This window comes from Arthrobacter sp. TE26545, assembly GCF_056279005.1.
Map to the genome: position 1 here is coordinate 2,612,767 of NZ_JBWBQM010000001.1, position 20,078 is coordinate 2,632,844.

The window sequence follows — 20,078 nt, forward strand, 5'->3', positions numbered from 1 at the left end:
ATCCCGCAGCGTGCGTAAAAGGGGCCCCGCGCCCGTTCGGCAGCCTGATTAGCCGCCGAAGGGCGCGGGGAATAGCACGCAGAGGATCGCGTTAGGCCGCCCCGCAGCGCCCCTGCCGGCTCAGCCTCCCAGCAGGGCGCGGTGCGCCTCCCGGCGAAGGGCCTGTTCCTCCGGGTCCGGGACCGGGAGCGAGGCAATCAGCCGCTTCGTGTAGTCCTGGCTGGGGGCGCCCATGATCTGGCTGCCGATCCCCTGCTCCACAAGCCGGCCCTTGAGGAGCACGCCCACCCAATGGGAGAGCATGTCCACCACGGCGAGGTCGTGGCTGATGAACAGGGCCGCGAAACCGTACTCCTCCTGGATGTCCTTGAACAGTTCCAGCACCTTCGCCTGCACGGAGACGTCCAGGGCGGAGGTGGGCTCGTCGGCGATCAGCAGGCGCGGGTTCAGCGCGAGCGAACGGGCCAGGGAGGCGCGCTGGCGCTGACCGCCCGAAAGCTCGTGCGGATACCGTGCGGCGTACGAGGCCGGCAGTTGCACCGACTCAAGCAGCTGCGACACCCGGAGCCGCGCCTGTGCCGGGCTCGGATGGGTGTGGATCAGGAGGGGTTCGGCGATGCACTCCCCCACCGTGAGGTGCGGGTTGAACGAAGCCGCAGGGTCCTGGAACACGAAGCCGATGTCCTTGCGCAGCGGCTTGAAGCGGCGTTCCTTGAAGCCCAGCATCTCGTAGCCGAAGACCTTCAGGCTGCCGCCGGTGGCCCGGTTGAGCCCGGCGATGGCCCTGCCGATGGTGGACTTCCCCGAACCGGATTCGCCCACCAGGCCGAAGACCTCGTTCTCCGAGATCGTGAAGCTGACCCCGTTGACGGCCTTGAAGCCCGGAGTGCCGAGGCGTCCCGGGAATTCGATCGTGAGGTTCTTTGCCTCCACCAGGATCTTTCCGCCCTGGTGCAGCCGTTCCGTGGCACCTTCCGACGCCGAGTCCCGTCCAAGGTGCGGGACCGCGGCCAAGAGCCGCTTCGTGTAGTCCTGCTTCGGTTCCGCGAACAGGGTCTTGGCGGTCGCTTCTTCCACCACGTCTCCCTGGTACATGACCACCACCCGGTCCGCCAGGTCAGCCACCACGCCCATGTTGTGGGTGATCAGCACGATCGAGGTGCCGTACTTGTCGCGGAGGTCCCGCAGCAGTTGCAGGATCTCGGCTTGGACCGTGACGTCCAGGGCCGTGGTGGGTTCGTCCGCGACAATCAGCCCGGGGTTCAGGGCAAGCGCCGCGGCGATGATCACGCGCTGCTTCTGCCCGCCGGACAGCTGGTGCGGGTAGTAATTGACGCGGATTTCCGGGTCCGGAATGCCCACCTTGCGCAAGGCTTCGGTGGCGCGTTCCTTGGCTTCCTTGGCCGAGATCCGGTGCCCGTCCTTGGCGTGCGCGCGGATGCCTTCGGCGATCTGCCAGCCCACCGTGAACACGGGGTTCAGCGCGGTGGACGGTTCCTGGAACACCATGGCAACATCCCGGCCGCGGATCTTCCGCAGCGTGGCCGGGCTGACGCTGATGACGTTGTTGCCCTTGATGAGCACGGCGCCGGAGCTGGTTGCCGTTTCGGGCAAAAGGCCCAGGATCGTCTTTGCGGTGACGGTCTTCCCGGAGCCGGACTCACCCACGATGGCCAGCACTTCGCCGGCTTTCACTTCGAGGCTGACGTCCTTGACGGCCTGCACGTCGCCGGTGTCCGTGGCGAAGGTGACTTTGAGCCGGTCGATCTCCAGGACCGGTTCACCCGCGGGCTTCGCCTCGTCCGAAATGTTTCCGAGGTTGATGGTCATGGCCTGCCTGCCTTCTTCACTTTGCCGCCGGCCCGCTTGTTTCCGGCGGCCCGGCGCCCGCGCAGGCGGGGATCGTTGAGGTCGTTCATGCTTTCGCCCATCAGGGTCAGGCCGAGGACGGTCAGGACAATCGCGACACCCGGGAACACACCCGTCCACCAGATTCCGGAGGTGGCATCCGAGAGGGCCTTGTTCAGGTCGAAGCCCCACTCGGCTGCCGACGTCGGCTCGATGCCGAAGCCGAGGAAGCCCAGGCCCGCGAGGGTCAGGATCGCCTCGGAGGAATTGAGCGTGAAGATCAGCGGCAGCGTGCGGGTGGCGTTCTTGAAGATGTGCCGGCCCATGATGCGCCAGCTGGAGGCGCCCACCACCATGGCCGACTCCACGAAGGGTTCGGCCTTGAGGCGGATGGTCTCGGCCCTGATCACGCGGAAGTACTGGGGCACGAACACCACGGTGATGGAGATCGAACAGGCCAGGATGCCACCCCAGAAACTGGACTGGCCCTGGCTGATGACGATCGACATCACGATGGCCAGCAACAGCGAGGGGAAAGCGTAGATGGCGTCCGCGATGACCACCAAGACTCTGTCCAGCCAGCCGCCGAAGTAGCCGCTGAGCAGGCCGAGAGCCACACCTACGAAGATGGACATCGCTACGGACACCACAATCACGGTCGCCGCAGTCTGGGAGCCCCAGAGCACGCGGGACAGGACGTCGTAGCCTCCCACCGTGGTCCCCAAGAGGTGCTTGCCGCCAGGGGCGGCCTGCGCCGGGAAAGTGCCCGAGGTGTCGGAAATCTGCGAATAGCCGTACGGCGCGAGCAGCGGCGCGAACACTGCGACCAACAGGAACAGGCCGGTCAGCGAGGTCCCAATCAGCAGCATGGTGCGCTGCAGCCCGACGCTCTGCCGGATGTGCGAGGTCACGGGAAGCCGGTCCAGCAGCGGCTTCTTGCGGGGAATAGGCGGAGGGACGGCCGCCATTGTGGTCTCAGACATCAGTACCTCACCCTCGGGTCGATGACCGCGGCAAGGATGTCCACCAAGAAGTTGGTGACGGCCACAATCACAGCCAGCAGCATGACGATGCCCTGCACTGCGACGAAGTCGCGGGCGGTCAGGTACTGCGCCAACTGGTAGCCCAGGCCCCTCCATTCGAAGGTGGTCTCGGTCAGCACGGCACCCCCGAGCACGAGCGCGATCTGTAGTCCCATGACCGTGATGATCGGGATGAGCGCAGGCTTGTAGGCGTGCTTGGTGACCAGCCGGAACTCGCTGACGCCGCGCGAACGTCCCGCTTCCACATAGTCCTTGCCGAGCGTGCCGATCAGGTTGGTGCGCACCAGGCGCAGGAAGACACCCGCGTTGAGCAGCCCGAGCGCGACGGCGGGGAGCACCGCATGCGCGGCGACGTCGCCGAATGCCTGGTAGTTTCCGCTGCGGAGCGCATCCAGCCAGTAGATGCCGCTGGGTGCCGCGAGCTGGGACATGGCCAGTTCGGTGCTGGTCGAAGCCCGTCCGGAAACGGGAAGCCAGCCGAGGGCCACGGAGAAGGTCAGCTTCAGGAGCAGGCCCGCGAAGAAGACCGGGGTGGCATAGCTGAGGATGGCGAAGAATCGCAGCACCGCATCGGGCGTGCGGTCACGGCGGTGGGCCGCGATCATGCCGAGCGGGATGCCGATCAGCAGCGCCACCACTATGGAGTTGAAGGCCAGTTCGAGGGTCGCCGTGCCGAAGGTGGCCAGCATGTCGACGACCGGCCGCCGGTCCGTGATGGTAGTGCCGAAGTTGCCGGTGGCGATCTGGCCGAGGTATTCGAAGTACTGCACTAGGATGGGCCGGTCGTAACCGGCTTCGTGGATCCTGGCGTCGAGCTGGTCCTGCGGGAGGCGTCCGCCGAGTGCGGCGGTGATGGGGTCGCCGGTGATCCGCATCAGGAGGAAGACCAGGGTGACCAGGATGAAGATGGTGGGGAAGATCAGGAGGAAGCGGACGAGGATGTACCGTCCCACTCCCCCAGTGCCGCGTTTGGGCGCGGCCGGGCCAAGGACATCAGGTGTCTCGGCCTCGATGAGTGTTGCCATGAGGAATCCTTAGTAGACAGTCAATTCGCGCATTCGCCTTGCTCACAACAGGAGGCGGGGCGCACCCCGCCTCCTGTTGGACGAATTACTTCGAAATGCCGCCCAGACGGAACTTGAAGGACGCATCCAAGGTGGAATCGACACCCTGTACGTTGACACCGGCCACGGCGACCTGGGCACCCTGCAGCAGAGGCAGGGTGGAGATGTCCTCGGCAAGGAGGTTCTGGACATCCTGGATGTCCTTCTCACGGGCAGCCTTGTCCGGCTCGGTCAGCTGCTTGGCGATCAGCTTGTCGACGTCGGGGTTGGAGTAGTGGTTGTTCATGAAGCCGCCCTTGGGGAAGAACGGGGTGAGGTAGTTGTCAGGGTCCGGGAAGTCCGGGAACCAGCCCAGCTGGTGCACAGGGTAGGTGTCCGCCTTGGACGCCTTGTTGTAGGTGACCCACTCCGTGGACTGCAGGTTCACCTTGAACAGGCCAGACTTCTCCAGCTGGTCCTTCACCATGGCGTACTCATCGCCGGAGGACTTCCCGTAGTGGTCCGGGTTGTACTGCAGCTTGATGTTCACCGGGGTGCTGACGCCGGCATCGGAGAGGACCTTCTTGGCCTTGTCTTCGCTGGGCTTGCCGTTGTCTCCGTAGAGCGTCTTGAAGGCTTCATTTGCGCCCAGCTGTCCCGACGGAATGTTGGACCACAGGGGCAAGTAGGTGCCTTTGTAGACCTGGTCGGAGATCGCCTGGCGGTCCACGAGGTTGGCCATTGCCTGCCGGACGGCATGCGCCTTGGCAGAGTCGGCGTCGGCGGTCTTCGCGCCGAAGGGCATCACGTTGTAGTTGAAGACGATGTACCGCATTTCACCACCCGGGCCCACGTGCACCTTGACCTTGGAGTCCTTCTTGAGGTCCTCGATGTCCGTGGCGCTGAAGCTCCGGTGGGCAACATCGAGGTTGCCCTGCTGGGTGTCCAGCTTCATGTTGCTCTGGTCCGTGTAGTACTTGATGGTGGCGCCGCCGTTGACGGGCTTCCCTAGGAGACCCATGTAGTCCGCATAAGGCTTGAGGCTGATGAGCGTGTTCTTGTTGTAGCTCTCGATCGTGTACGGACCGTGGAAGGCCTTGGCCTTGACGATGTCCTCGTCGGACAGGAGCTTGTCGGCCGGGAAAGCTTCATCGTCAACAAGGACGCCGGCAGGGCTGGAAAGGACTTGGGCGAAGGTCTGGTCGTTACCTTGCTTGAGCGTAAAGACAACAGTTGCCGGGTCCGGGGTGCTGATCGAGGCGATGTTGGTCAGCAGGGCGGCCGGACCGTTCGGGTCCTTGATTTTGACCTGGCGGTCGAAACTGAACTTCACGTCCTTGGAGTCCAGGGTGTGGCCGTTGGCCCATTTCAGGCCGTTTTTGAGCTTCACTGTGTATTCGGTGGGCTTGGTGAAGGATGCCGATTCGGCGACGTCCGGCTGCAAGTCCGGGCTGCCAGGCTTGAAGTTAAGGAGGAACGGGAAGACCTGGTTCATCACCATGAACGACCCGTTGTCATACGATCCCGCCGGGTCCAGGGCGGTCACCTTGTCGGTGGTCCCATAAGCAATCGTGCTTGTGGCCCCGCCTGAACCGGTGGAAGACGTACCGCCCGTGGGGCCTGTGCAGGCCGTCAGAGCGAACGCAGAGACACCCGCGAGCGCGATGGCGCATCGCAGGGCTTTCTTGTTGATTGCCATCAGTGAACTTTCCGTTCTGTGGATTTGGCTTTTCGGTGGGTCCGGCGTGCCGGCAACGGATGGTTTCCGGGAGGCACGCACAGCTGATGCACCGATTCAACCAGAACAAACGGTCGGAAAAGAGGGATTCCTGTGATTTGAAACACAAACTTTACTTTTGCGGGGTTGCTCGGCTTTGTCTCGTCCATTGGGCCCCGTCTTGTCCATTGCCGCGGCATGGCCCCGGGAATAAAGTTGAGGTGCGCTCCGTGGCCCGCCGCCGCCGTCGGCCTTCCGGCCCGCCCGGAGCAGGTTGTGCTCGTCGGTCCGCATGCGCTCTGCCGCAGGAGGGCCGTCCTGGCGGCGGAGCTTGGGGCCGCCTAGCTGAATCCGCGCAACTTCCGGTCAAAGGACGCGCTCATGAACAAGGCAGCCCTGTGTGTGGGCATCAACGAATTCAAGTTCCTTCCGCAATCCAGTTGGCTCCAGGGATGTGTCAACGACGCCAACGATCTCGCGGCCCTGTTGGAGGGCCGTTATGGATTCCCTTCCTCCGACATCACGGTCCTGAACAATGCCGACGCGGACAAGGATGCCGTCATGGCCGAGTTGTCCCGGCTCATGGACCTCGCGGTATCCGGCGAGGTCGAGCACCTCGTCTTCACCTTCTCCAGCCACGGCACGCAGATCCCGGACACCAGCGGGGACGAAGCCGACCGTCTGGATGAAGCCTTCGCCTGCCACGCCATCAACAGCATTGGCGACGCATGGGACCCGGCGACAGTGATCGCCGACGACGAACTTTCCGAGCTGTTCTTGAAACTGCCGGACGGCGTACTCATGGAGGTCGTGCTGGACACCTGCCACAGCGGCACCGGGCTGAAGTCGCTGGACCTGCTGCCCGGCCGGCGGCCGCGCTTCCTTCCGGCGCCGACGGCGCGGGCGGTCGCGGCCTCCGAATTCAGTGACACCCGGGTGCTGCGGGACCTGATCAAGGCAGGGGGTGCCACGAAGCCCGTGCTCATGGCCGCGTGCCGCGCCGACCAGACCGCCGCCGATGCCTACCTCGACCAGCGCTACAACGGCGCCTTCACCTACAACCTGGTGAAGGCCTTGGAATCCGACGGTACCCTCCCCCGCACGAACATCCTCAAGGCAGTCAGCAAGGGACTGAAGGCCGGCGGCTTCGATCAGGTGGCCCAGTTGGAGGCGTCGACGTCGGCCCGCAAGGCGGCGTGGGGAGCGCCCGGATAGCTATGAGGCTTCAGTCACCCGTGCGGTGGAACCTGCCCTGCACGCCGCTGGACACTTCCTGTTCGGCGGCGTGCTGCTCGTCCGAGACGAACATTGCCGATTGTCGCTCCCGCGCCATCACGGGCTTGAGTGCCGCGTAGACCAGCCGGCCGCCGGCGTCGAAGCGGAGCAGTCCCCCGCCACGGATGTCCACGTACTCGCTCTTGGTCTTCAGACCCAGCCTGATTGAAGCCTCGCGGCGGCTCATGCGAACCGTCTGGACGAAGGAAGCGCCGATTTCCGAGACCACGAAGCCGTCGGGCGACACCCGCTCCGACGTCCGCACCCGGGTGGAACTGAGCGGGGTGCGCCGTTCCAGGCGGGCGGCGTCGAGCAGCCGGGGGTTTTCCCAGACGAAGCGCTGGACCTCCTGCGGATCCGAGCCCAAGGCGGCGAGCCGGACCGGATAGCGCAGGCCACGGTAGTTTTCCACACCGGAAATGTTGGCCAAGGGGACCCGCCGGATCCCGATCCTGGAGAACTCCTCCTGGATCGCTTCCCGGTAGCCGTGCTGGTCCTCGGGGACCATGTCCAGGTCCGCGGCAATGATGCCCCGTAGGAGGTCCCGCCAGAGGACATCGACCGGGGGCATGTAGGACAGGCCGCGGATCACCATGCGGAGCACCCTCGTGCCCACGATGGAGCCGGAATCAGCCATCTGCTGCAGGCTCTGCCCTTCGCCCATCCGGCGGTTCCGTTCCATCCAGAGCCGGTGGACGGCTCGCAGGACGGCGCCCACCACCACGGTTCCCCTGGCGTGCGGTTCGGGGTTGTCCTGCCAGTTGTCCGGGACGACGTCGACAAAAGGCTCCCGTAACGGGCCGCGGGCATACAGGTCCCTGGCGAAGTCGAAGAGCGTGCGCATCAAGGCGTCGTCGTCGAGCGCGGTGTCTGGGCCCGTCTTTCCTGCCGCGGCCAGCAACTGCCGGTATACGACGTCCCGGGAAGAGAACACGGAGAGGATCGCCACCAGGTCGGCAAGGGCCTCGTGTATGGCGAGCTGTTCGATCCCCGCCAGCTGGTCCGCCCAGGCCGGCCGGAATCCGTCGAGGATCGCGTGGGTGACCTCATGCGCAACGATGTCCCGGTACAGCGCGGTCGGGACCTTGTAGCCCATGCGGTCGATGGAGCCGAAACGGATGATGTTGGTGCCGCGTTCGTATCCGGTGTCCGTGGCGGTGACCAGGTCCCGGGCCTTGAGGATCAACCGGCCTTCGGGGTGCCAGGGCATGCGGCGGCCAAGGGTCGATTCGAAGAGGTGCAAGGTGGAGGCGGCCACTCCGTAGACGTGCTGGGCGAGGAAGCGCGAATCGTCCAGCAGCTCCCGCAGCTCGCAGGGCGGATCTTCCGAAATGAACTGCCAAGGGTTTCCCGGCACTGTCAACGACACCGGGACCACGTTGGTGCCGCGCCATTTCCTGATGTGGACGCTCAGCCGGTGGCCGGTGGGGCCCCGGCGCAGCCGCTCAACGGGGATCCTCAACTGCGTGGTGATCGGCGCCATGCCGTTGCTGCCGATGGGCCCCTCCGCAAGGACTGTCAGGGGGACCATCTGACCGGCTTTGATGTCCCCCGGGGCCTTGTCCTGAAATGCCACAGCCATCGCCGCCCCCTGCGCGGAACCCCAGCAAAGCCGCAGCGGAATGCTGCATAGCCAAGTATCTGCCCGCGGGCAGCCGGAGGCAATGGCGCGCGACGGCGGCCGGTCAGGGCGGCGCGAGCCTAGAGGGCGGCGCGCTGCAGGGAGCGGGCGGCGTCGATGGTCGCCTGGCCCAGCACCCGGGTGCCCTGGTACAGCACCACGGTCTGGCCCGGGGCGACGCCGCGCAGCGGCTCGTTGAGGGTGACCACCAGGCCTTCACGCTCCACGCCGGAATCGTCCATGACGGCTTCCACACGGGCGCGGGCAGGCACCGGATCGCCATGGGCCCGGACCTGGGCGTGGCAGTCGAACTCCGCACCGGTGCCGACCTCGGCAATCGGGAGGCCGGCCCAGGAGACCTTGATGCCGCGGATCTCGTCGATCGCAAGGAGGGCTTCCGGCCCGACGACCACCTTGTTCTCCTTGGGCCGGATTTCCAGCACAAAGCGCGGCTTGCCGTCCGCGGCGGGCGTGCCGAGCTTCAGGCCGCGGCGCTGCCCCACGGTGAACGCGTTGGCCCCCGGGTGCTCGCCGACCTTGGCGCCGGTCTCATCCACGATGTCGCCGGTGCTCATTTCGATCTTTTCGGCCAGCCAGCCGCGGGTATCGCCGTCGGAAATGAAGCAGATGTCGTGGCTGTCCGGCTTGTTGGCCACCGACAGTCCGCGGCGCTCGGCCTCGGCCCGCACCTCGGCTTTGGAGGGGGTATCAGCAAGCGGGAACATGGAGTGCTTGAGCTGCTCGTGGGTCAGCACGCCCAGCACGTAGCTCTGGTCCTTGGCCCAGTCCGCGGCGCGGTGCAGTTCCGGGTTGCCATCGGCGTCGTTGATCACCTTGGCGTAGTGGCCGGTACACACGGCGTCGAAACCGAGGGCGAGCGCCTTCTCCAGCAGGGCGGCGAACTTGATGCGCTCGTTGCAGCGCATGCAGGGGTTGGGCGTGCGCCCGGCGGCGTATTCGTCGATGAAGTCCTGGACGACGTCTTCCTTGAAGCGCTCCGAGAAATCCCAGACGTAGTAGGGAATGCCCAGCACATCGCAGGCGCGCCAGGCGTCCCGCGAGTCCTCGATGGTGCAGCAGCCGCGGCTTCCGGTACGCAGCGTTCCGGGCATGCGGGACAGCGCCAGGTGGACCCCGACGACGTCGTGCCCCGCCTCGACGGCGCGGGCGGCGGCAACGGCGGAATCGACGCCGCCGCTCATGGCTGCAAGTACTCGCATGCTGGCTTTCTGCTGGATATGGGAGGAAGATCGCGCCGGAAGACACCGCGCGCCCGTCCATTCTACCGTCTGCCGGATCCAGCCCGGAAACACTTGTCCGCAACCCTTGACCATCCCCGGCTCCGCTTCTAAAGTCAAAATTGACGGTTTTAGATGCGTGAGCGATCCAGCCGATACGAATCGAGGCATCATGGACACCGGACATTTCGTCATCGCCGGAGGAGGCCTGGCCGGCGCCACCGCCGCCCGGACCCTCCGCTCGGAGGGTTTCACGGGCGCCATCACCATCGCCTGCGCCGAAACGCACGTGCCCTACCTCAGGCCGCCGCTCTCCAAGGAACTCCTCCTGGGCAAGGATGGCGAAGTCAAGGTCTCGGTGGTGCCGCAGGACTGGTACGGGGAGAACGGCGTCGAAATCCTGCTCGGCGATCCCGTGGTCGCCGCGGATCCGCAGGCCCACACCGTGCGCCTCGGCTCCGGGAAGGAACTGGAGTATTCGAGGCTCCTGATCGCCACCGGCGCCCAGCCGCGGAAGCTGCCGCTGCCGGGGAGCGAGCTGGCGGGGGTCGGCACCTTCCGCACGCTGGACGACTCCCGCCGGCTGAAGGAAGCACTGTCCGACGGCGGGCGGCGCCTGGTCATGGTGGGCTCCGGTTGGATCGGGATGGAACTGGCCGCGGCCGCCCGGAGCTACGGCAACGAGGTTACGCTGCTGGGCCTGGAAGACGTGCCCCTGTCCACGGCCATCGGCCCCGAGCTTGGGGCATTCTTCCGAGAGATCCATGAATCCCACGGCGTTCACTTCCGGCTGCCCGCGAGCGCCAGGGAAATCAAGGGCACCGACGGCCGGGCCAGCGCCGTCGTCACGGATTCCGGGGAGGAGATCCCCGCGGACATCGTGGTCATCGCGGCCGGCGTCATACCGGACACCGCCCTGGCCGGGAATGCCGGGTTGAAACTGGAGAACGGCATCCTAGTGGACGCGTCCCTGCGCACCAGCAGTCCCGATGTCTTCGCCGCCGGGGACGTCGCCAACGCCCTGCACCCCTTCACCGGGGAACACCACCGCAACGAGCACTGGCACAACGCCCTCAGCGGCGGAAAGGTGGCAGCCAGGGCCATGCTCGGCCAGGACGCGAAGCTGGACATGGTGCCCTATTTCTATACGGACCAGTTCGACGTCGCCATGGAGTACTCCGGGTTCCCGTCCCTTGCTGCGGGCCAAAGCCCCTTGCTCCGCGGTTCCATGGACGACAGGAGCTTCCTGGCATTCTGGCTGAACCGGAACTCCTCGGGCAGCAGCGCAGTTGTTGCCGGGATGAGCATCAACCGGCCGAAGGTGCACAAGACACTCAAGGCCCTGATTAGCGGGCGCGTCCAGGTGGATCCCGCGCGACTGGCCGACCCGGAGGTACCCCTGGAGGAACTGCTCCCGGAAGGCTGAGCAGTGCTCTGTAATCAGACCGCGGCCGGCCCGGGGGACACGGTCCCCGAAGACCTCGCTACTGTGGCCGCCGTCTGGATGCTGGACTCGTGTCCCGCCATGCCCGCCTGCTTCGCCCGGGCGTAGGCGTCCGGCAGGGCCTTGAGCAGTGCATCGACGTCGGCCTCGCTCGAGGTATGTCCCAGGCTGAAGCGCTGGGCCCCGCGTGCGGTGTCCTCGTCCAGCCCCATCGCCAGCAGTACGTGCGAGGGCCGGGGCACTCCGGCCGTGCAGGCCGAGCCCGTGGAGGACTCGACGCCGGCTAGGTCGAGGAGGAACAGCAGGGAGTCGCCTTCACAGCCCGGGAAAGTGAAGTGGGCGTTGTTCGGCAGCCGACCGTCGCCGGGGGCCCCGCGGAGCACTGCTTCGGGCACCGCCGCGCGGACGCCGTCGATGAGCCTGTCGCGCAGGGCCGCGATCCGCGCGCTTTCCGCGGGCAGCCCGGCGGCCAGGGAGGCTGCGGCGGCGGCAAAGGCCGCGATCGACGCCGTGTCCAGGGTTCCCGAACGGACATCCCGCTCCTGCCCTCCCCCGTGCTGCACCGGCGTCAGCTTGACCGAGCGGCCCAGGAACAGGGCCCCCACGCCGACCGGCCCGCCGATCTTGTGCCCGGAGACGGCCATCGCCGCCAGGCCGGACTCCCGGAAATTGACCGGCAAGGCACCAAAGGCCTGAACGGCGTCCGAGTGCACCGGAATGCCGTGCACTGCGGCCAACTCCACGATCTCCGGGACGGGCTGGATGCTGCCTACTTCGTTATTGGCCCACATGACGGTCACCAGGGCTACCGTGGCGGGATCGCGTTCGATTTCCTCGCGCACCGCATCCAGCAGCACCACGCCGTTGCTGTCCACCGGCAGCCAGGACACCTCGGCGCCTTCGTGCCGTTCCAGCCATTCGACGGTGTCCTGCACGGCGTGGTGCTCGACGGCGGAGCACAGGATGCGGGTCCGGCGCGGGTCCTCGTCGCGGCGGCTCCAGAACAGGCCCTTGACTGCCAGGTTGTCCGCTTCGGTCCCCCCGGAGGTGAAGATGACCTCGGAGGGATGGGCGCCGGCCGCCGCGGCCAGGGTTTCCCGGGCATCCTCCACGGAGCGCCGGGCGCGACGGCCTGAAGCATGCAGCGATGAGGGATTGCCGGTCCGGGCAAGCTCGCGGGTCATCGCCTCGAGCGCGGCGGGAGCGATGGGGGTGGTAGCGGCATGGTCCAGATATACAGGCACATTAAGAGTCTATCGACGGCGGCAGACAGTTCGGTGGCTCAGTCCCCGGGCAGGATCCGGGCGCAGCAGTGGCCGGGGCGTTCGTCCCCTGCGATCCGATTGCCGTCGATGCCGCAGGCATCGGCGACTCCCGCCAGGAAGGCGCCGTTCATTGCGCACACAACGTCAGGGTGGCTCCGGGAGAGCTTGTGGAACGGGCAGTTCAGCAGCGCGTGGCCGCCGCCGTCGTCGTCCGCTTCCGGCTGGTATCCCTGCCCGGCGAGGACTTCGAGGAAGTCCCGCCCGCCGGCACCGGCCTCGGCGCCTTTGGCCCGAGCGGCCCCGAGCAGCGCCTCGCGCGCAGCGCCGCCATCCTTCATGGCGGAGCTGACAGCGGCGGCGAGAACGACGCCGGCGAGATCGTAATTGCGTTCGGGGACGGAAACGCCGATCTCGGCGAAGAGCGGCACATAGAGCTTGGCGGGACGCCCGGAGCCGGGTCCGCCTTTGCCGGCGGGCTTACGGAACTCGACGCCGAGCAGCCCGTCGCGGACCAGCCGGTCCAGATGGAACGATGCCGTGCTGCGCGGCATGCCCAGCGCGGCGGCGGCATCGTCCCTGCCTGCCGCGGCACCGACCGAGCACACATATTCGTACAGCCGGCGGCGGTTCTCGTCACCGAGCGAAGACAGGGCGGATAGCCGTTCGCGCCAGGAAAGTCCGGTCATGGGACAAGGGTAACTCTAAAAAGGTATCCGTTGATTAAATTCCCTGAAAATTCTAAAATCAAACTATCTAATTTTAGAAGGATACAAGGCAAGCAACAGGAAGGAAGAGCCATGAAAACCCAGGAGACTTCAGCACGCGCCGGCAGGATCGCCGCCATGGACCCGGCACGGCAGGGATACCTGCTGCTCAGGACCCTATTCACGGTGGCGCCGATCCTCTTCGGCGTGGACAAGTTCACCAACATCCTCACGGACTGGACGGGCTATCTCGCCCCGGTGGCGACAGCCGTGGTTCCGGTGACGCCCCAGGCATTCATGTACGGGGTGGGGGTCGTGGAAATCATTGCGGGCATCGCCGTCGCAGTGCGCCCGCGCATCGGCTCCCTGCTGGTGGCGGCGTGGCTGCTGGGCATCATCGTCAACCTGCTGGTCCTGGGCGGCTTCTTCGACATCGCCCTCCGGGACTTCGGCCTTCTGGTCGCGGCCCTGGCACTCAACCGGCTCGCAGGCAGCCCAACGGCCGCAGGACCGGGCCGGGGGCGGTGAGCTCCCGATTGGGCCGGATCAGTCGCTGGGGCGGGATCAGTTACTTGGCGGGATCAGCGGAAGGTAGTTCGCCACGTCGGCTTTGGCTGTTGCCAGGGCGGCCGGTGAAGGACAGGCCGCCGAGAGGTAGACCGATGAGCCGGCGGTGGCGAACATCCGCGCAAGGACGCTGAATGCTTTGCCGTCTGCCGCCGGCCGCGCATTGAAGGCGAGCACTTGGACCTTGCGCCGGGGCTTGTCATTGTCCGCTCCCCAGCGCAGGTTCTCGGCTTTCAGGGACGCGGGTTCTATGCCGGGATCCAGGTAGGCGAACAGGGCTTCGGTGGAGGCTTTGTCGTCGCCGGCGACGGCGAGCGCGCCCTGGTTGAGGCTTAACCTGGTGATCACCTGGCAGCCGTCCTTCCGCACGAAGCGATTCTGCCCCTGGACGTTTTCCTGCACCAGCTTCCAGCCCGTGGCTTCCCGGAGGCCGTCCGCGATTCCCACCGGAACGCCGGCGGCGAGCGTCCCGCCGGCGCTGAGCGGAAGGTCCTTTGCTGCCACGGCATCAGCATCGTGGCCGGGGGTGACGGTGGGCGTCGCCAGGACGGAGGGAGCGGGTGCCGGGGTGGTCGCCCCGGGGTCGGGAACGCTGACGCTGCAGGATGCCAGGGCTGCCGCCGCGACGATGGCGGCGCCAAGGTATGCGAGCGGTGCCGCCCGTCGTTCGAATGTCTCCAAACCGTCGCCCCAATCATTCCCGGTCCTGCCCTTGCCGCCTCCGAGTCTAGCCCGCCGGCTCCTGCCGCACCCTTGGGAACCCGTAGGAGGTCGTGGTTCGTTGTCCCTGAAGGCTGGCTAAACTGGCCCCAAACCAGACCTCCAGAGAAAGGGCCGTGCTTGGCCGAGGGCAGCAGTTCCCATTATCAGGTTCTCCGTGTCTCCGTGAATGCCACGGAGCAGGAGATCAAGCGGGCTTACCGCAAGGCCGCCCGGCTGGCCCACCCTGACCACGGCGGAGATCCGGCGGTGTTCCGGCAGGTGACCCTTGCGTACGAGACCCTGGTGGATCCCCGCCGCCGGGCCGAGTACGACCGCCGCTATGCCAGCGCCGCCCGGCCTACAGCCCCTGCCGACTACGGCGGGAGCGATGCACCAGGCCCGGCAAGCCGCACCACCGTCCACCGCCCCAACGTTCCGCGCAACACGGCCGGGGACGCGCCCGTATACGTCCCGGCCTTCGATGATCCTCTTGAGGTTCCGCTGCTTTCCCCGTCCGAGGCCGCCCAGCAGGTCCACGGCATGCCGCGCAGGCGCGGAATCTTCGGTGCCGAGGCCAGGATCCAGCGGGAGATGCGCACCGTGCAGCTGATCAGCCGCCAGGTGCTGCCCGCGATCCCTTCCGCCCGGCTCATCAACGGGCTTCGCTCGCCATCGGACAACAGCCACATCGACCATGCCGTACTCGCGGGGTACCGCCTGGCACTGATCGGTTCCATGCTGCTGCCCAAGGGCGCCTATGCCTGGGACGGGGTGGCCTTGAGGCACGGAGGACGCGCCGTGCCGCCGCCGCAACTGGATGTGATTGCCCGGCACATGCAGGACATCTTCCCGGAACTGAATGTCACTGCCTGGGTAGTGGTCCACGGGCCGGACAACAATCCGCACGAACCCGTGATCGACCGCTACCGTCACGCTGAAGAAAGCGGGGGCGTCCAGGTGGTCAACGCCGCCGGGCTCGCCAAGGGGCTCAAGCAGTTCCTGTCCTCCGGCCCCGTGCCCAACACCGTGGTGGTCCCGGTCCTGGCGCGGCTGCTGCGCGGCATGCACTGACCCCCTTCCTGATGGGCGGGCGACGGAAGACCCCGGCATCGGAGGCCGCTGGCGTCCGAAGCCGCGGCGGCTGGCTAGGATTGATCCGTGTTCCGCATCCTCTTCCATACCCCTGAAATCCCGGGCAATACGGGCAACGCCATCCGCCTTGCCGCCATCACCGGCGCCGAACTGCACCTTGTGGAGCCACTGGGCTTCGACTTCTCCGACGCGAAACTGCGCCGGGCCGGGCTGGATTACCATGACCTCGCCGTCGTCACGGTGCACAAGGACATCGAAGCGGCGTGGGAAGCCCTGCAACCGGAACGCGTCTTCGCCTTCACCTCCGACGGCGACACCTCCTATGCGGACATCTCCTACCGGGCCGGGGATGTGCTCCTGTTCGGGCCGGAATCCGTGGGCCTGCCGGACTGGCTGAAGCAGGACCCGCACATCACCGCGCGGCTGCGCCTGCCCATGCTCCCGTCGCTGCGCTCGCTCAACCTCGCCAACGCCGCCTCGATCGCGGTGTACGAAGCGTGGCGGCAGAACGGCTTTTCCGGCGCACGCACCTGATCCCGGCGCAGCCCTTGACCTTGACGTAACGTCAACTTCTACGCTGGAACCATGAAGCAGGAAGAGTGCACCTGGAGCATCTCCGAAGTGGCGAAGGCCAGCAAGGTTTCATCTCGGACCCTGCGCCACTACGAGCAGCTCGGGCTCCTGGAGCCGGCGTACACGGGCCACAACGGCTACCGCTACTACGGGGAGCCGGAGTTGCTGCGCCTGCAGAGGATCCTCCTGCTTCGCGAACTTGGCCTTGGGCTCGAGACCATCGGCGAAGTTCTGGATGGCCAGGCCGATCCCGTGGAGGCACTTACCGTCCACCGGAAATGGTTGCTGGCCGAGCGTGACCGCCTGGACCGCATGTCGAAGACGGTCGACGCCACCATCACGGCACTACGTCAAGGAGCACCAATGTCAGCTGAAAACATCTTCAAGGATTTCGACAACAATCCCTACGAAGCCGAAGCCCGGGAACGCTGGGGCGACAAAGTGGTGGACGAATCCAAGGCCCGCTACGCGGCCATGACCCCTGAGCAGAAGCAGGAGTTCATGGAGCAGGCCGACGACGCCAACCGGGCCGTCCTGGACTGCCTGAACGCGGGACTGCCGGCCGACGACGCCAGGACCCTGGCCGCCGTCGAGCTCCACTACCGGTGGACCCTCCGCAGCTGGACGCCGAACCGGGATTCGTATGCGGGCCTCGGCCGCATGTATGTCGAGGATGCACGCTTCAAGGCGTTCTACGACAAATACGATGAGCGCCTGGCCGCGTACCTGAGCGACGCCATGACTGCCTACGCGCAGGCGCGGCTCAGCTGATCCCGCCCTGCACGGCGTCCTTGGCCACCAGGTCAAGCCGCTCGATGACTTCCTGGGCTTCCTCGGCCGGGGACGCGGACACGGACAGCGAGATGTGGTTCTCGTCCGCACCCGGCTCTTCGAGTGCCTCGAACTGGGATTCAAGCAGCGACGGCGGCATGAAGTGCCCGTGCCGGGACGCGAGCCGGTCGGAGATCTTGTCCTTGCTGCCCTGCAGGAAAACGAACACCACGTTCTCCCCGCGCAGCACATCACGGTATTTCTTCTTGAGTGCCGAACAGGTGATGATGCCCGGCTCCCCCACCTCGGTGCGGGAACGGATCCAGCCGGCGATCAGCTCAAGCCACGGCCAGCGGTCCTCGTCGGTGAGGGGCTGGCCGGAGTGCATCTTCGCCACGTTCGCTTCCGGATGGAGGTCATCGCCCTCCGCGAGATCCCAGCCGAGGCGTCCGGCCAGGACACCGCCGACAGTGGATTTGCCCGAGCCGGAAACGCCCATGATTACCAGGACAGGTTGCTGCGCAGTCTTCGCCATTAAAGTCTGTCTTCCTCAATAAATATGATTTAACCGTGTTCAAGCATATGACATGCATTACACGACGGCAATATCAGAACCCGGCGATGGTCTGGGACCCGTTAACGGAGACGACATGGAAGGCCTCGGCACTGTTGCCCTCCGGCAATCCGGCCCGGCGCCCGTTGTGGCGCAGCATGCCACGCACCGTGCGTTCCATGGCTGCCAGGTCCGGATGCTGGCTGGCGTGGACCCGGATCGCCTTGAGCTTTTCCTCCACGTGGCCGGTGACATCGACGAAATGGTTTTCACGGGACTCCGGGCCCGCGAACAGCCAAAGCCACGGCAGCCTGTAGGCGTCAAGACCGGCTTCGGCGAGCTCCGGATAGGCGAAGGGATTCTCCAGCGCCGGGTAGACGGCCCGCGTGACGATTTCGCCCACGGCGAGGTGGTCCGGGTGGCTCTTCTGGATCCGGTCCCAGTTCCGTTCCGGATGCATGGCCAGCACGATCTGCGGACGGATTTCGCGGATCAGCTTCACCACCTGCTTGATGACGCCGTGGTTCACCTCGAGGTAGCCGTCGCGTTCGTGCAGGTAGTGGATGTCCTCGACGCCGACTATTGCCGCGGCCCGCCGCTGCTCCTGAGTCCGGGTGTCGGTGATCTCGTGGTGTCCGTCGACGTCGAAGCCGCCGGCGTCGCCGTCGGTCATGATGCAGTAGCTGACCTGCACCCCGGCAGCCGTCCAGGCGGCGATGGTGCCGGCTGCGCCGAAGTCGATGTCGTCGGGGTGGGCGGTAAAACAAAGCACCCGCTCAACGCGCTCCGTGGAGGCATTGAACGGGCTCTTTGCTGACGTGGCGTCAGTGCTCAAGGATCAGCCTTTCCGCTTCTTGATCTCTTCGGTTGCCTGCGGAACGACCTTGAAGAGGTCGCCGATGATGCCGAAGTCGGCGATTTCGAAGACGGGAGACTCCGCGTCCTTGTTGATCGCGACAATCACCTTGGAGGTCTGCATGCCGGCCTTCTGCTGGATCGCGCCGGAAATGCCCGCGGAGATGTACAGCTGCGGGGAGACGGTCTTGCCGGTCTGGCCCACCTGGAAGTCGTGGCCGATCCAGCCGGCGTCGGTGGCCGCACGGGAAGCGCCCACCGCGCCGCCCAGGGCGTCGGCGAGTTCCTCGAGGGGGCCGAAGTCGCCGTCGACGCCGCGGCCGCCGGCCACTACCACGCGGGCTTCGGTGAGTTCCGGGCGTCCACTGGCCGGACGTTCGCTGCGCGCCGTGATGCGTGCAGCCGAGGCAGTGGCGTCAGCCGGAACCTCGACGGTGACGCTCTCCGGGGTACCAGCGGCGGGTGCCTCGGCGACGTCGACGCTGTTCGGCTTGACCGTCAGGACGGCGACGGCGGTACGCGCCTTCGCGGTGGTGGTGTACGCACCGGCCAGGACCGACTTGTGGGCGGTGCCGTCGGCGTCGACCCCAACGACGTCGGTGATCACGCCGGCGTTCAGCTTCACGCCCAGGCGGGCAGCGATTTCCTTGCCGTCTGCCGAGTTTTCCAGCAGGACGGTGTCCGCACCGGAGGCGGCAACCGCCGCGGCGAGGTAGGCAGCCTTCGGGGCCACCAGGTAGTCATCCAGGTCGGCCACGGACGGGCGGTAAACCGCGGTGGCGCCGTGGGCAGCGATGGCTGCCGCGACGTCGTCGTGCAGTTCGCCGTTGAAGGCCACCGCGCTCTCGCCCAGCGAACGGGCGATGGTGAGCAGTTCGCGGCTGCTCTTCTTCAGCGCGCCGCCCGGGTTGTCAATGAAAACAAGTGCTTTTGCCATGTGTCTTGGGTCCTCTTAGAGCAGCTTCTGGGCGGCCAGGAAGTCAACTAGCTTGATGCCGGCGTCGCCTTCGTCCGTGATGATGGTGCCTGCAGTGCGCGGCGGGCGGGCAGCGGCGGTCTCGACGGCGGTCAGGGAACCTGCGGCGCCGACCTGACCGGCGTCGATGCCGATGTCGGACAGGGCCAGGGTGGTGATCTTCTTCTTCTTGGCCGCCAGGATGCCCTTGAAGTTCGGGTACCGGGGCTCGTTGATCTGGTCGGTCACGGAGACGAGCGCGGGCAGCGATGCCTCCACGGTGTCCGAGTGACCGTCGCCGTCGCGCCGCGCGGTGAGGGTGGTGCCGTTCAGTTCCAGCGCCGAAGCGAAGGTCACCTGGGGCACGCCGAGGCGTTCGGCAAGCTGTGCCGGGACCAGGGAGGTTTCGCCGTCGGTGGAAGCCATGCCTGTCAGCACAAGGTCCACAGGGCCGAGGTAGCGGATGGCCGCGGCCAACGCGAGGGACGTGGCGGCGGCGTCGGAACCGGCGAGGGCGTCGTCGTTCAGGTGGACACCGGAGCTCGCGCCGATCTGCAGGGACTTCTTGACGGAGTTCACGGCCCCGGCCGGTCCCATGCTCAAGGCAATGACTTCGTTGCCTGCCTTGGCACCGCCGCGGGCTTCGCTCAGCTGCAACGCGGCCTCAAGGGCGTACTCGTCCAGTTCCGAGAGGATGCTTTCGTCACGGTCGACAGTATTTCCCTGGCCCGTGAGGTGTCGGTCGAACTGCGCGTCAGGGACGTGCTTGACCAGAACAACAATCTTCAATGTCTCTTCCACTGTGTTCGAGG

19 protein-coding genes are annotated in these 20,078 nt (G+C 66.3%); 6 read left to right on the forward strand and 13 right to left on the reverse strand.

Going from position 1 to position 20,078, the window contains the following annotated elements:
* Window positions 1–120: 120 nt before the first annotated feature.
* From ACZ9CK_RS11740 to ACZ9CK_RS11755, 4 genes are all read right to left on the reverse strand, one after another.
* The gene (locus ACZ9CK_RS11740; RefSeq protein ID WP_426298650.1) at window positions 121–1,830 is read right to left on the reverse strand and encodes an ABC transporter ATP-binding protein; all 1,710 of its coding nucleotides are present in this window, start codon (window positions 1,828–1,830) and stop codon (window positions 121–123) included.
* Window positions 1,827–2,831, reverse strand: a complete 1,005-nt coding sequence (locus tag ACZ9CK_RS11745) for an ABC transporter permease (protein ID WP_476050033.1) — start codon at window positions 2,829–2,831, stop codon at window positions 1,827–1,829. The genes ACZ9CK_RS11740 and ACZ9CK_RS11745 overlap by 4 nt, the downstream gene beginning before the upstream one ends.
* Complete coding sequence (locus ACZ9CK_RS11750) at window positions 2,831–3,916, reverse strand: ABC transporter permease (RefSeq protein WP_426298654.1); 1,086 nt, start codon at window positions 3,914–3,916, stop codon at window positions 2,831–2,833. The genes ACZ9CK_RS11745 and ACZ9CK_RS11750 overlap by 1 nt, the downstream gene beginning before the upstream one ends.
* Before the next feature lie 85 nt (window positions 3,917–4,001).
* Entirely contained in the window at window positions 4,002–5,633 is a 1,632-nt protein-coding gene (locus ACZ9CK_RS11755; RefSeq protein ID WP_426298656.1) for an ABC transporter substrate-binding protein, read from the reverse strand.
* Between the two features lie 399 nt (window positions 5,634–6,032).
* Here ACZ9CK_RS11755 and ACZ9CK_RS11760 point away from each other — a divergent pair, with 399 nt between their 5' ends.
* Window positions 6,033–6,866, forward strand: coding sequence for a caspase family protein (locus ACZ9CK_RS11760; RefSeq protein ID WP_476050034.1), 834 nt, complete (start codon window positions 6,033–6,035; stop codon window positions 6,864–6,866).
* 10 nt (window positions 6,867–6,876) lie between these two features.
* On the opposite strand, the gene ACZ9CK_RS11765 is transcribed toward ACZ9CK_RS11760, so the two are convergent.
* Complete coding sequence (locus ACZ9CK_RS11765; protein WP_426298660.1) at window positions 6,877–8,508, reverse strand: gluzincin family metallopeptidase; 1,632 nt, start codon at window positions 8,506–8,508, stop codon at window positions 6,877–6,879.
* A 119-nt stretch (window positions 8,509–8,627) separates the two neighbouring features.
* Window positions 8,628–9,767, reverse strand: a complete 1,140-nt coding sequence (mnmA, locus tag ACZ9CK_RS11770) for a tRNA 2-thiouridine(34) synthase MnmA (RefSeq protein ID WP_476050035.1) — start codon at window positions 9,765–9,767, stop codon at window positions 8,628–8,630.
* Between the two features lie 190 nt (window positions 9,768–9,957).
* Between mnmA and ACZ9CK_RS11775 the strand changes: the two genes are divergently transcribed.
* On the forward strand, window positions 9,958–11,211 hold the full coding sequence (locus ACZ9CK_RS11775; protein WP_426298662.1) for an NAD(P)/FAD-dependent oxidoreductase: 1,254 nt from the start codon (window positions 9,958–9,960) through the stop codon (window positions 11,209–11,211).
* Between the two features lie 14 nt (window positions 11,212–11,225).
* On the opposite strand, the gene ACZ9CK_RS11780 is transcribed toward ACZ9CK_RS11775, so the two are convergent.
* Together ACZ9CK_RS11780 and ACZ9CK_RS11785 are read right to left on the reverse strand one after the other, a co-directional pair.
* A complete protein-coding gene (locus ACZ9CK_RS11780) occupies window positions 11,226–12,473 on the reverse strand; it encodes a cysteine desulfurase family protein (RefSeq protein ID WP_476050036.1) in 1,248 nt (415 codons plus the stop codon).
* Between the two features lie 38 nt (window positions 12,474–12,511).
* Window positions 12,512–13,180: a helix-turn-helix transcriptional regulator gene (locus ACZ9CK_RS11785; RefSeq protein ID WP_476050037.1), complete on the reverse strand. Its 669-nt coding sequence runs from the start codon at window positions 13,178–13,180 to the stop codon at window positions 12,512–12,514.
* Window positions 13,181–13,291: 111 nt separating this feature from the next.
* On the opposite strand from ACZ9CK_RS11785, the gene ACZ9CK_RS11790 reads away from it, so the two are divergent.
* Window positions 13,292–13,726, forward strand: a complete 435-nt coding sequence (locus tag ACZ9CK_RS11790) for a hypothetical protein (RefSeq protein ID WP_476050038.1) — start codon at window positions 13,292–13,294, stop codon at window positions 13,724–13,726.
* 36 nt (window positions 13,727–13,762) lie between these two features.
* Here the strand turns inward: ACZ9CK_RS11790 and ACZ9CK_RS11795 are convergent, their stop codons facing one another.
* Window positions 13,763–14,446: a hypothetical protein gene (locus ACZ9CK_RS11795; RefSeq protein ID WP_476050039.1), complete on the reverse strand. Its 684-nt coding sequence runs from the start codon at window positions 14,444–14,446 to the stop codon at window positions 13,763–13,765.
* A 159-nt stretch (window positions 14,447–14,605) separates the two neighbouring features.
* Between ACZ9CK_RS11795 and ACZ9CK_RS11800 the strand changes: the two genes are divergently transcribed.
* The 3 genes from ACZ9CK_RS11800 (at window position 14,606) to ACZ9CK_RS11810 (ending at window position 16,903) form a co-directional block, all read left to right on the forward strand.
* Complete coding sequence (locus ACZ9CK_RS11800) at window positions 14,606–15,538, forward strand: J domain-containing protein (RefSeq protein ID WP_426298672.1); 933 nt, start codon at window positions 14,606–14,608, stop codon at window positions 15,536–15,538.
* Window positions 15,539–15,625: 87 nt separating this feature from the next.
* Complete coding sequence (locus tag ACZ9CK_RS11805; RefSeq protein ID WP_426298674.1) at window positions 15,626–16,093, forward strand: tRNA (cytidine(34)-2'-O)-methyltransferase; 468 nt, start codon at window positions 15,626–15,628, stop codon at window positions 16,091–16,093.
* Between the two features lie 51 nt (window positions 16,094–16,144).
* Window positions 16,145–16,903, forward strand: a complete 759-nt coding sequence (locus tag ACZ9CK_RS11810; RefSeq protein ID WP_476050040.1) for a MerR family transcriptional regulator — start codon at window positions 16,145–16,147, stop codon at window positions 16,901–16,903.
* On the opposite strand, the gene ACZ9CK_RS11815 is transcribed toward ACZ9CK_RS11810, so the two are convergent.
* The 4 genes from ACZ9CK_RS11815 to ACZ9CK_RS11830 all read right to left on the reverse strand — a co-directional run bounded on the left by ACZ9CK_RS11815 (window position 16,896) and on the right by ACZ9CK_RS11830 (window position 20,055).
* Complete coding sequence (locus tag ACZ9CK_RS11815) at window positions 16,896–17,438, reverse strand: gluconokinase (protein ID WP_426298678.1); 543 nt, start codon at window positions 17,436–17,438, stop codon at window positions 16,896–16,898. The two genes, ACZ9CK_RS11810 and ACZ9CK_RS11815, sit on opposite strands and share 8 nt — an antisense overlap.
* 73 nt (window positions 17,439–17,511) lie before the next feature.
* Window positions 17,512–18,291: a PIG-L deacetylase family protein gene (locus ACZ9CK_RS11820; RefSeq protein ID WP_426298680.1), complete on the reverse strand. Its 780-nt coding sequence runs from the start codon at window positions 18,289–18,291 to the stop codon at window positions 17,512–17,514.
* 3 nt (window positions 18,292–18,294) lie between these two features.
* The gene (locus ACZ9CK_RS11825; RefSeq protein ID WP_426298682.1) at window positions 18,295–19,248 is read right to left on the reverse strand and encodes an electron transfer flavoprotein subunit alpha/FixB family protein; all 954 of its coding nucleotides are present in this window, start codon (window positions 19,246–19,248) and stop codon (window positions 18,295–18,297) included.
* Window positions 19,249–19,263: 15 nt separating this feature from the next.
* The gene (locus ACZ9CK_RS11830) at window positions 19,264–20,055 is read right to left on the reverse strand and encodes an electron transfer flavoprotein subunit beta/FixA family protein (RefSeq protein ID WP_426298684.1); all 792 of its coding nucleotides are present in this window, start codon (window positions 20,053–20,055) and stop codon (window positions 19,264–19,266) included.
* Between the last annotated feature and the right edge of the window lie 23 nt (window positions 20,056–20,078).

Coding starts and splice junctions, on each gene's coding strand:
- ACZ9CK_RS11740 (WP_426298650.1), bottom strand. CDS start 1,830: ATGACCATCAACCTCGGAAACATTTCGGACGAGGCGAAGCCCGCGGGT.
- ACZ9CK_RS11745 (WP_476050033.1), bottom strand. CDS start 2,831: ATGTCTGAGACCACAATGGCGGCCGTCCCTCCGCCTATTCCCCGCAAG.
- ACZ9CK_RS11750 (WP_426298654.1), bottom strand. CDS start 3,916: ATGGCAACACTCATCGAGGCCGAGACACCTGATGTCCTTGGCCCGGCC.
- ACZ9CK_RS11755 (WP_426298656.1), bottom strand. CDS start 5,633: ATGGCAATCAACAAGAAAGCCCTGCGATGCGCCATCGCGCTCGCGGGT.
- ACZ9CK_RS11760 (WP_476050034.1), top strand. CDS start 6,033: ATGAACAAGGCAGCCCTGTGTGTGGGCATCAACGAATTCAAGTTCCTT.
- ACZ9CK_RS11765 (WP_426298660.1), bottom strand. CDS start 8,508: ATGGCTGTGGCATTTCAGGACAAGGCCCCGGGGGACATCAAAGCCGGT.
- mnmA (WP_476050035.1), bottom strand. CDS start 9,767: ATGCGAGTACTTGCAGCCATGAGCGGCGGCGTCGATTCCGCCGTTGCC.
- ACZ9CK_RS11775 (WP_426298662.1), top strand. CDS start 9,958: ATGGACACCGGACATTTCGTCATCGCCGGAGGAGGCCTGGCCGGCGCC.
- ACZ9CK_RS11785 (WP_476050037.1), bottom strand. CDS start 13,180: ATGACCGGACTTTCCTGGCGCGAACGGCTATCCGCCCTGTCTTCGCTC.
- ACZ9CK_RS11790 (WP_476050038.1), top strand. CDS start 13,292: ATGAAAACCCAGGAGACTTCAGCACGCGCCGGCAGGATCGCCGCCATG.
- ACZ9CK_RS11810 (WP_476050040.1), top strand. CDS start 16,145: ATGAAGCAGGAAGAGTGCACCTGGAGCATCTCCGAAGTGGCGAAGGCC.
- ACZ9CK_RS11815 (WP_426298678.1), bottom strand. CDS start 17,438: ATGGCGAAGACTGCGCAGCAACCTGTCCTGGTAATCATGGGCGTTTCC.
- ACZ9CK_RS11825 (WP_426298682.1), bottom strand. CDS start 19,248: ATGGCAAAAGCACTTGTTTTCATTGACAACCCGGGCGGCGCGCTGAAG.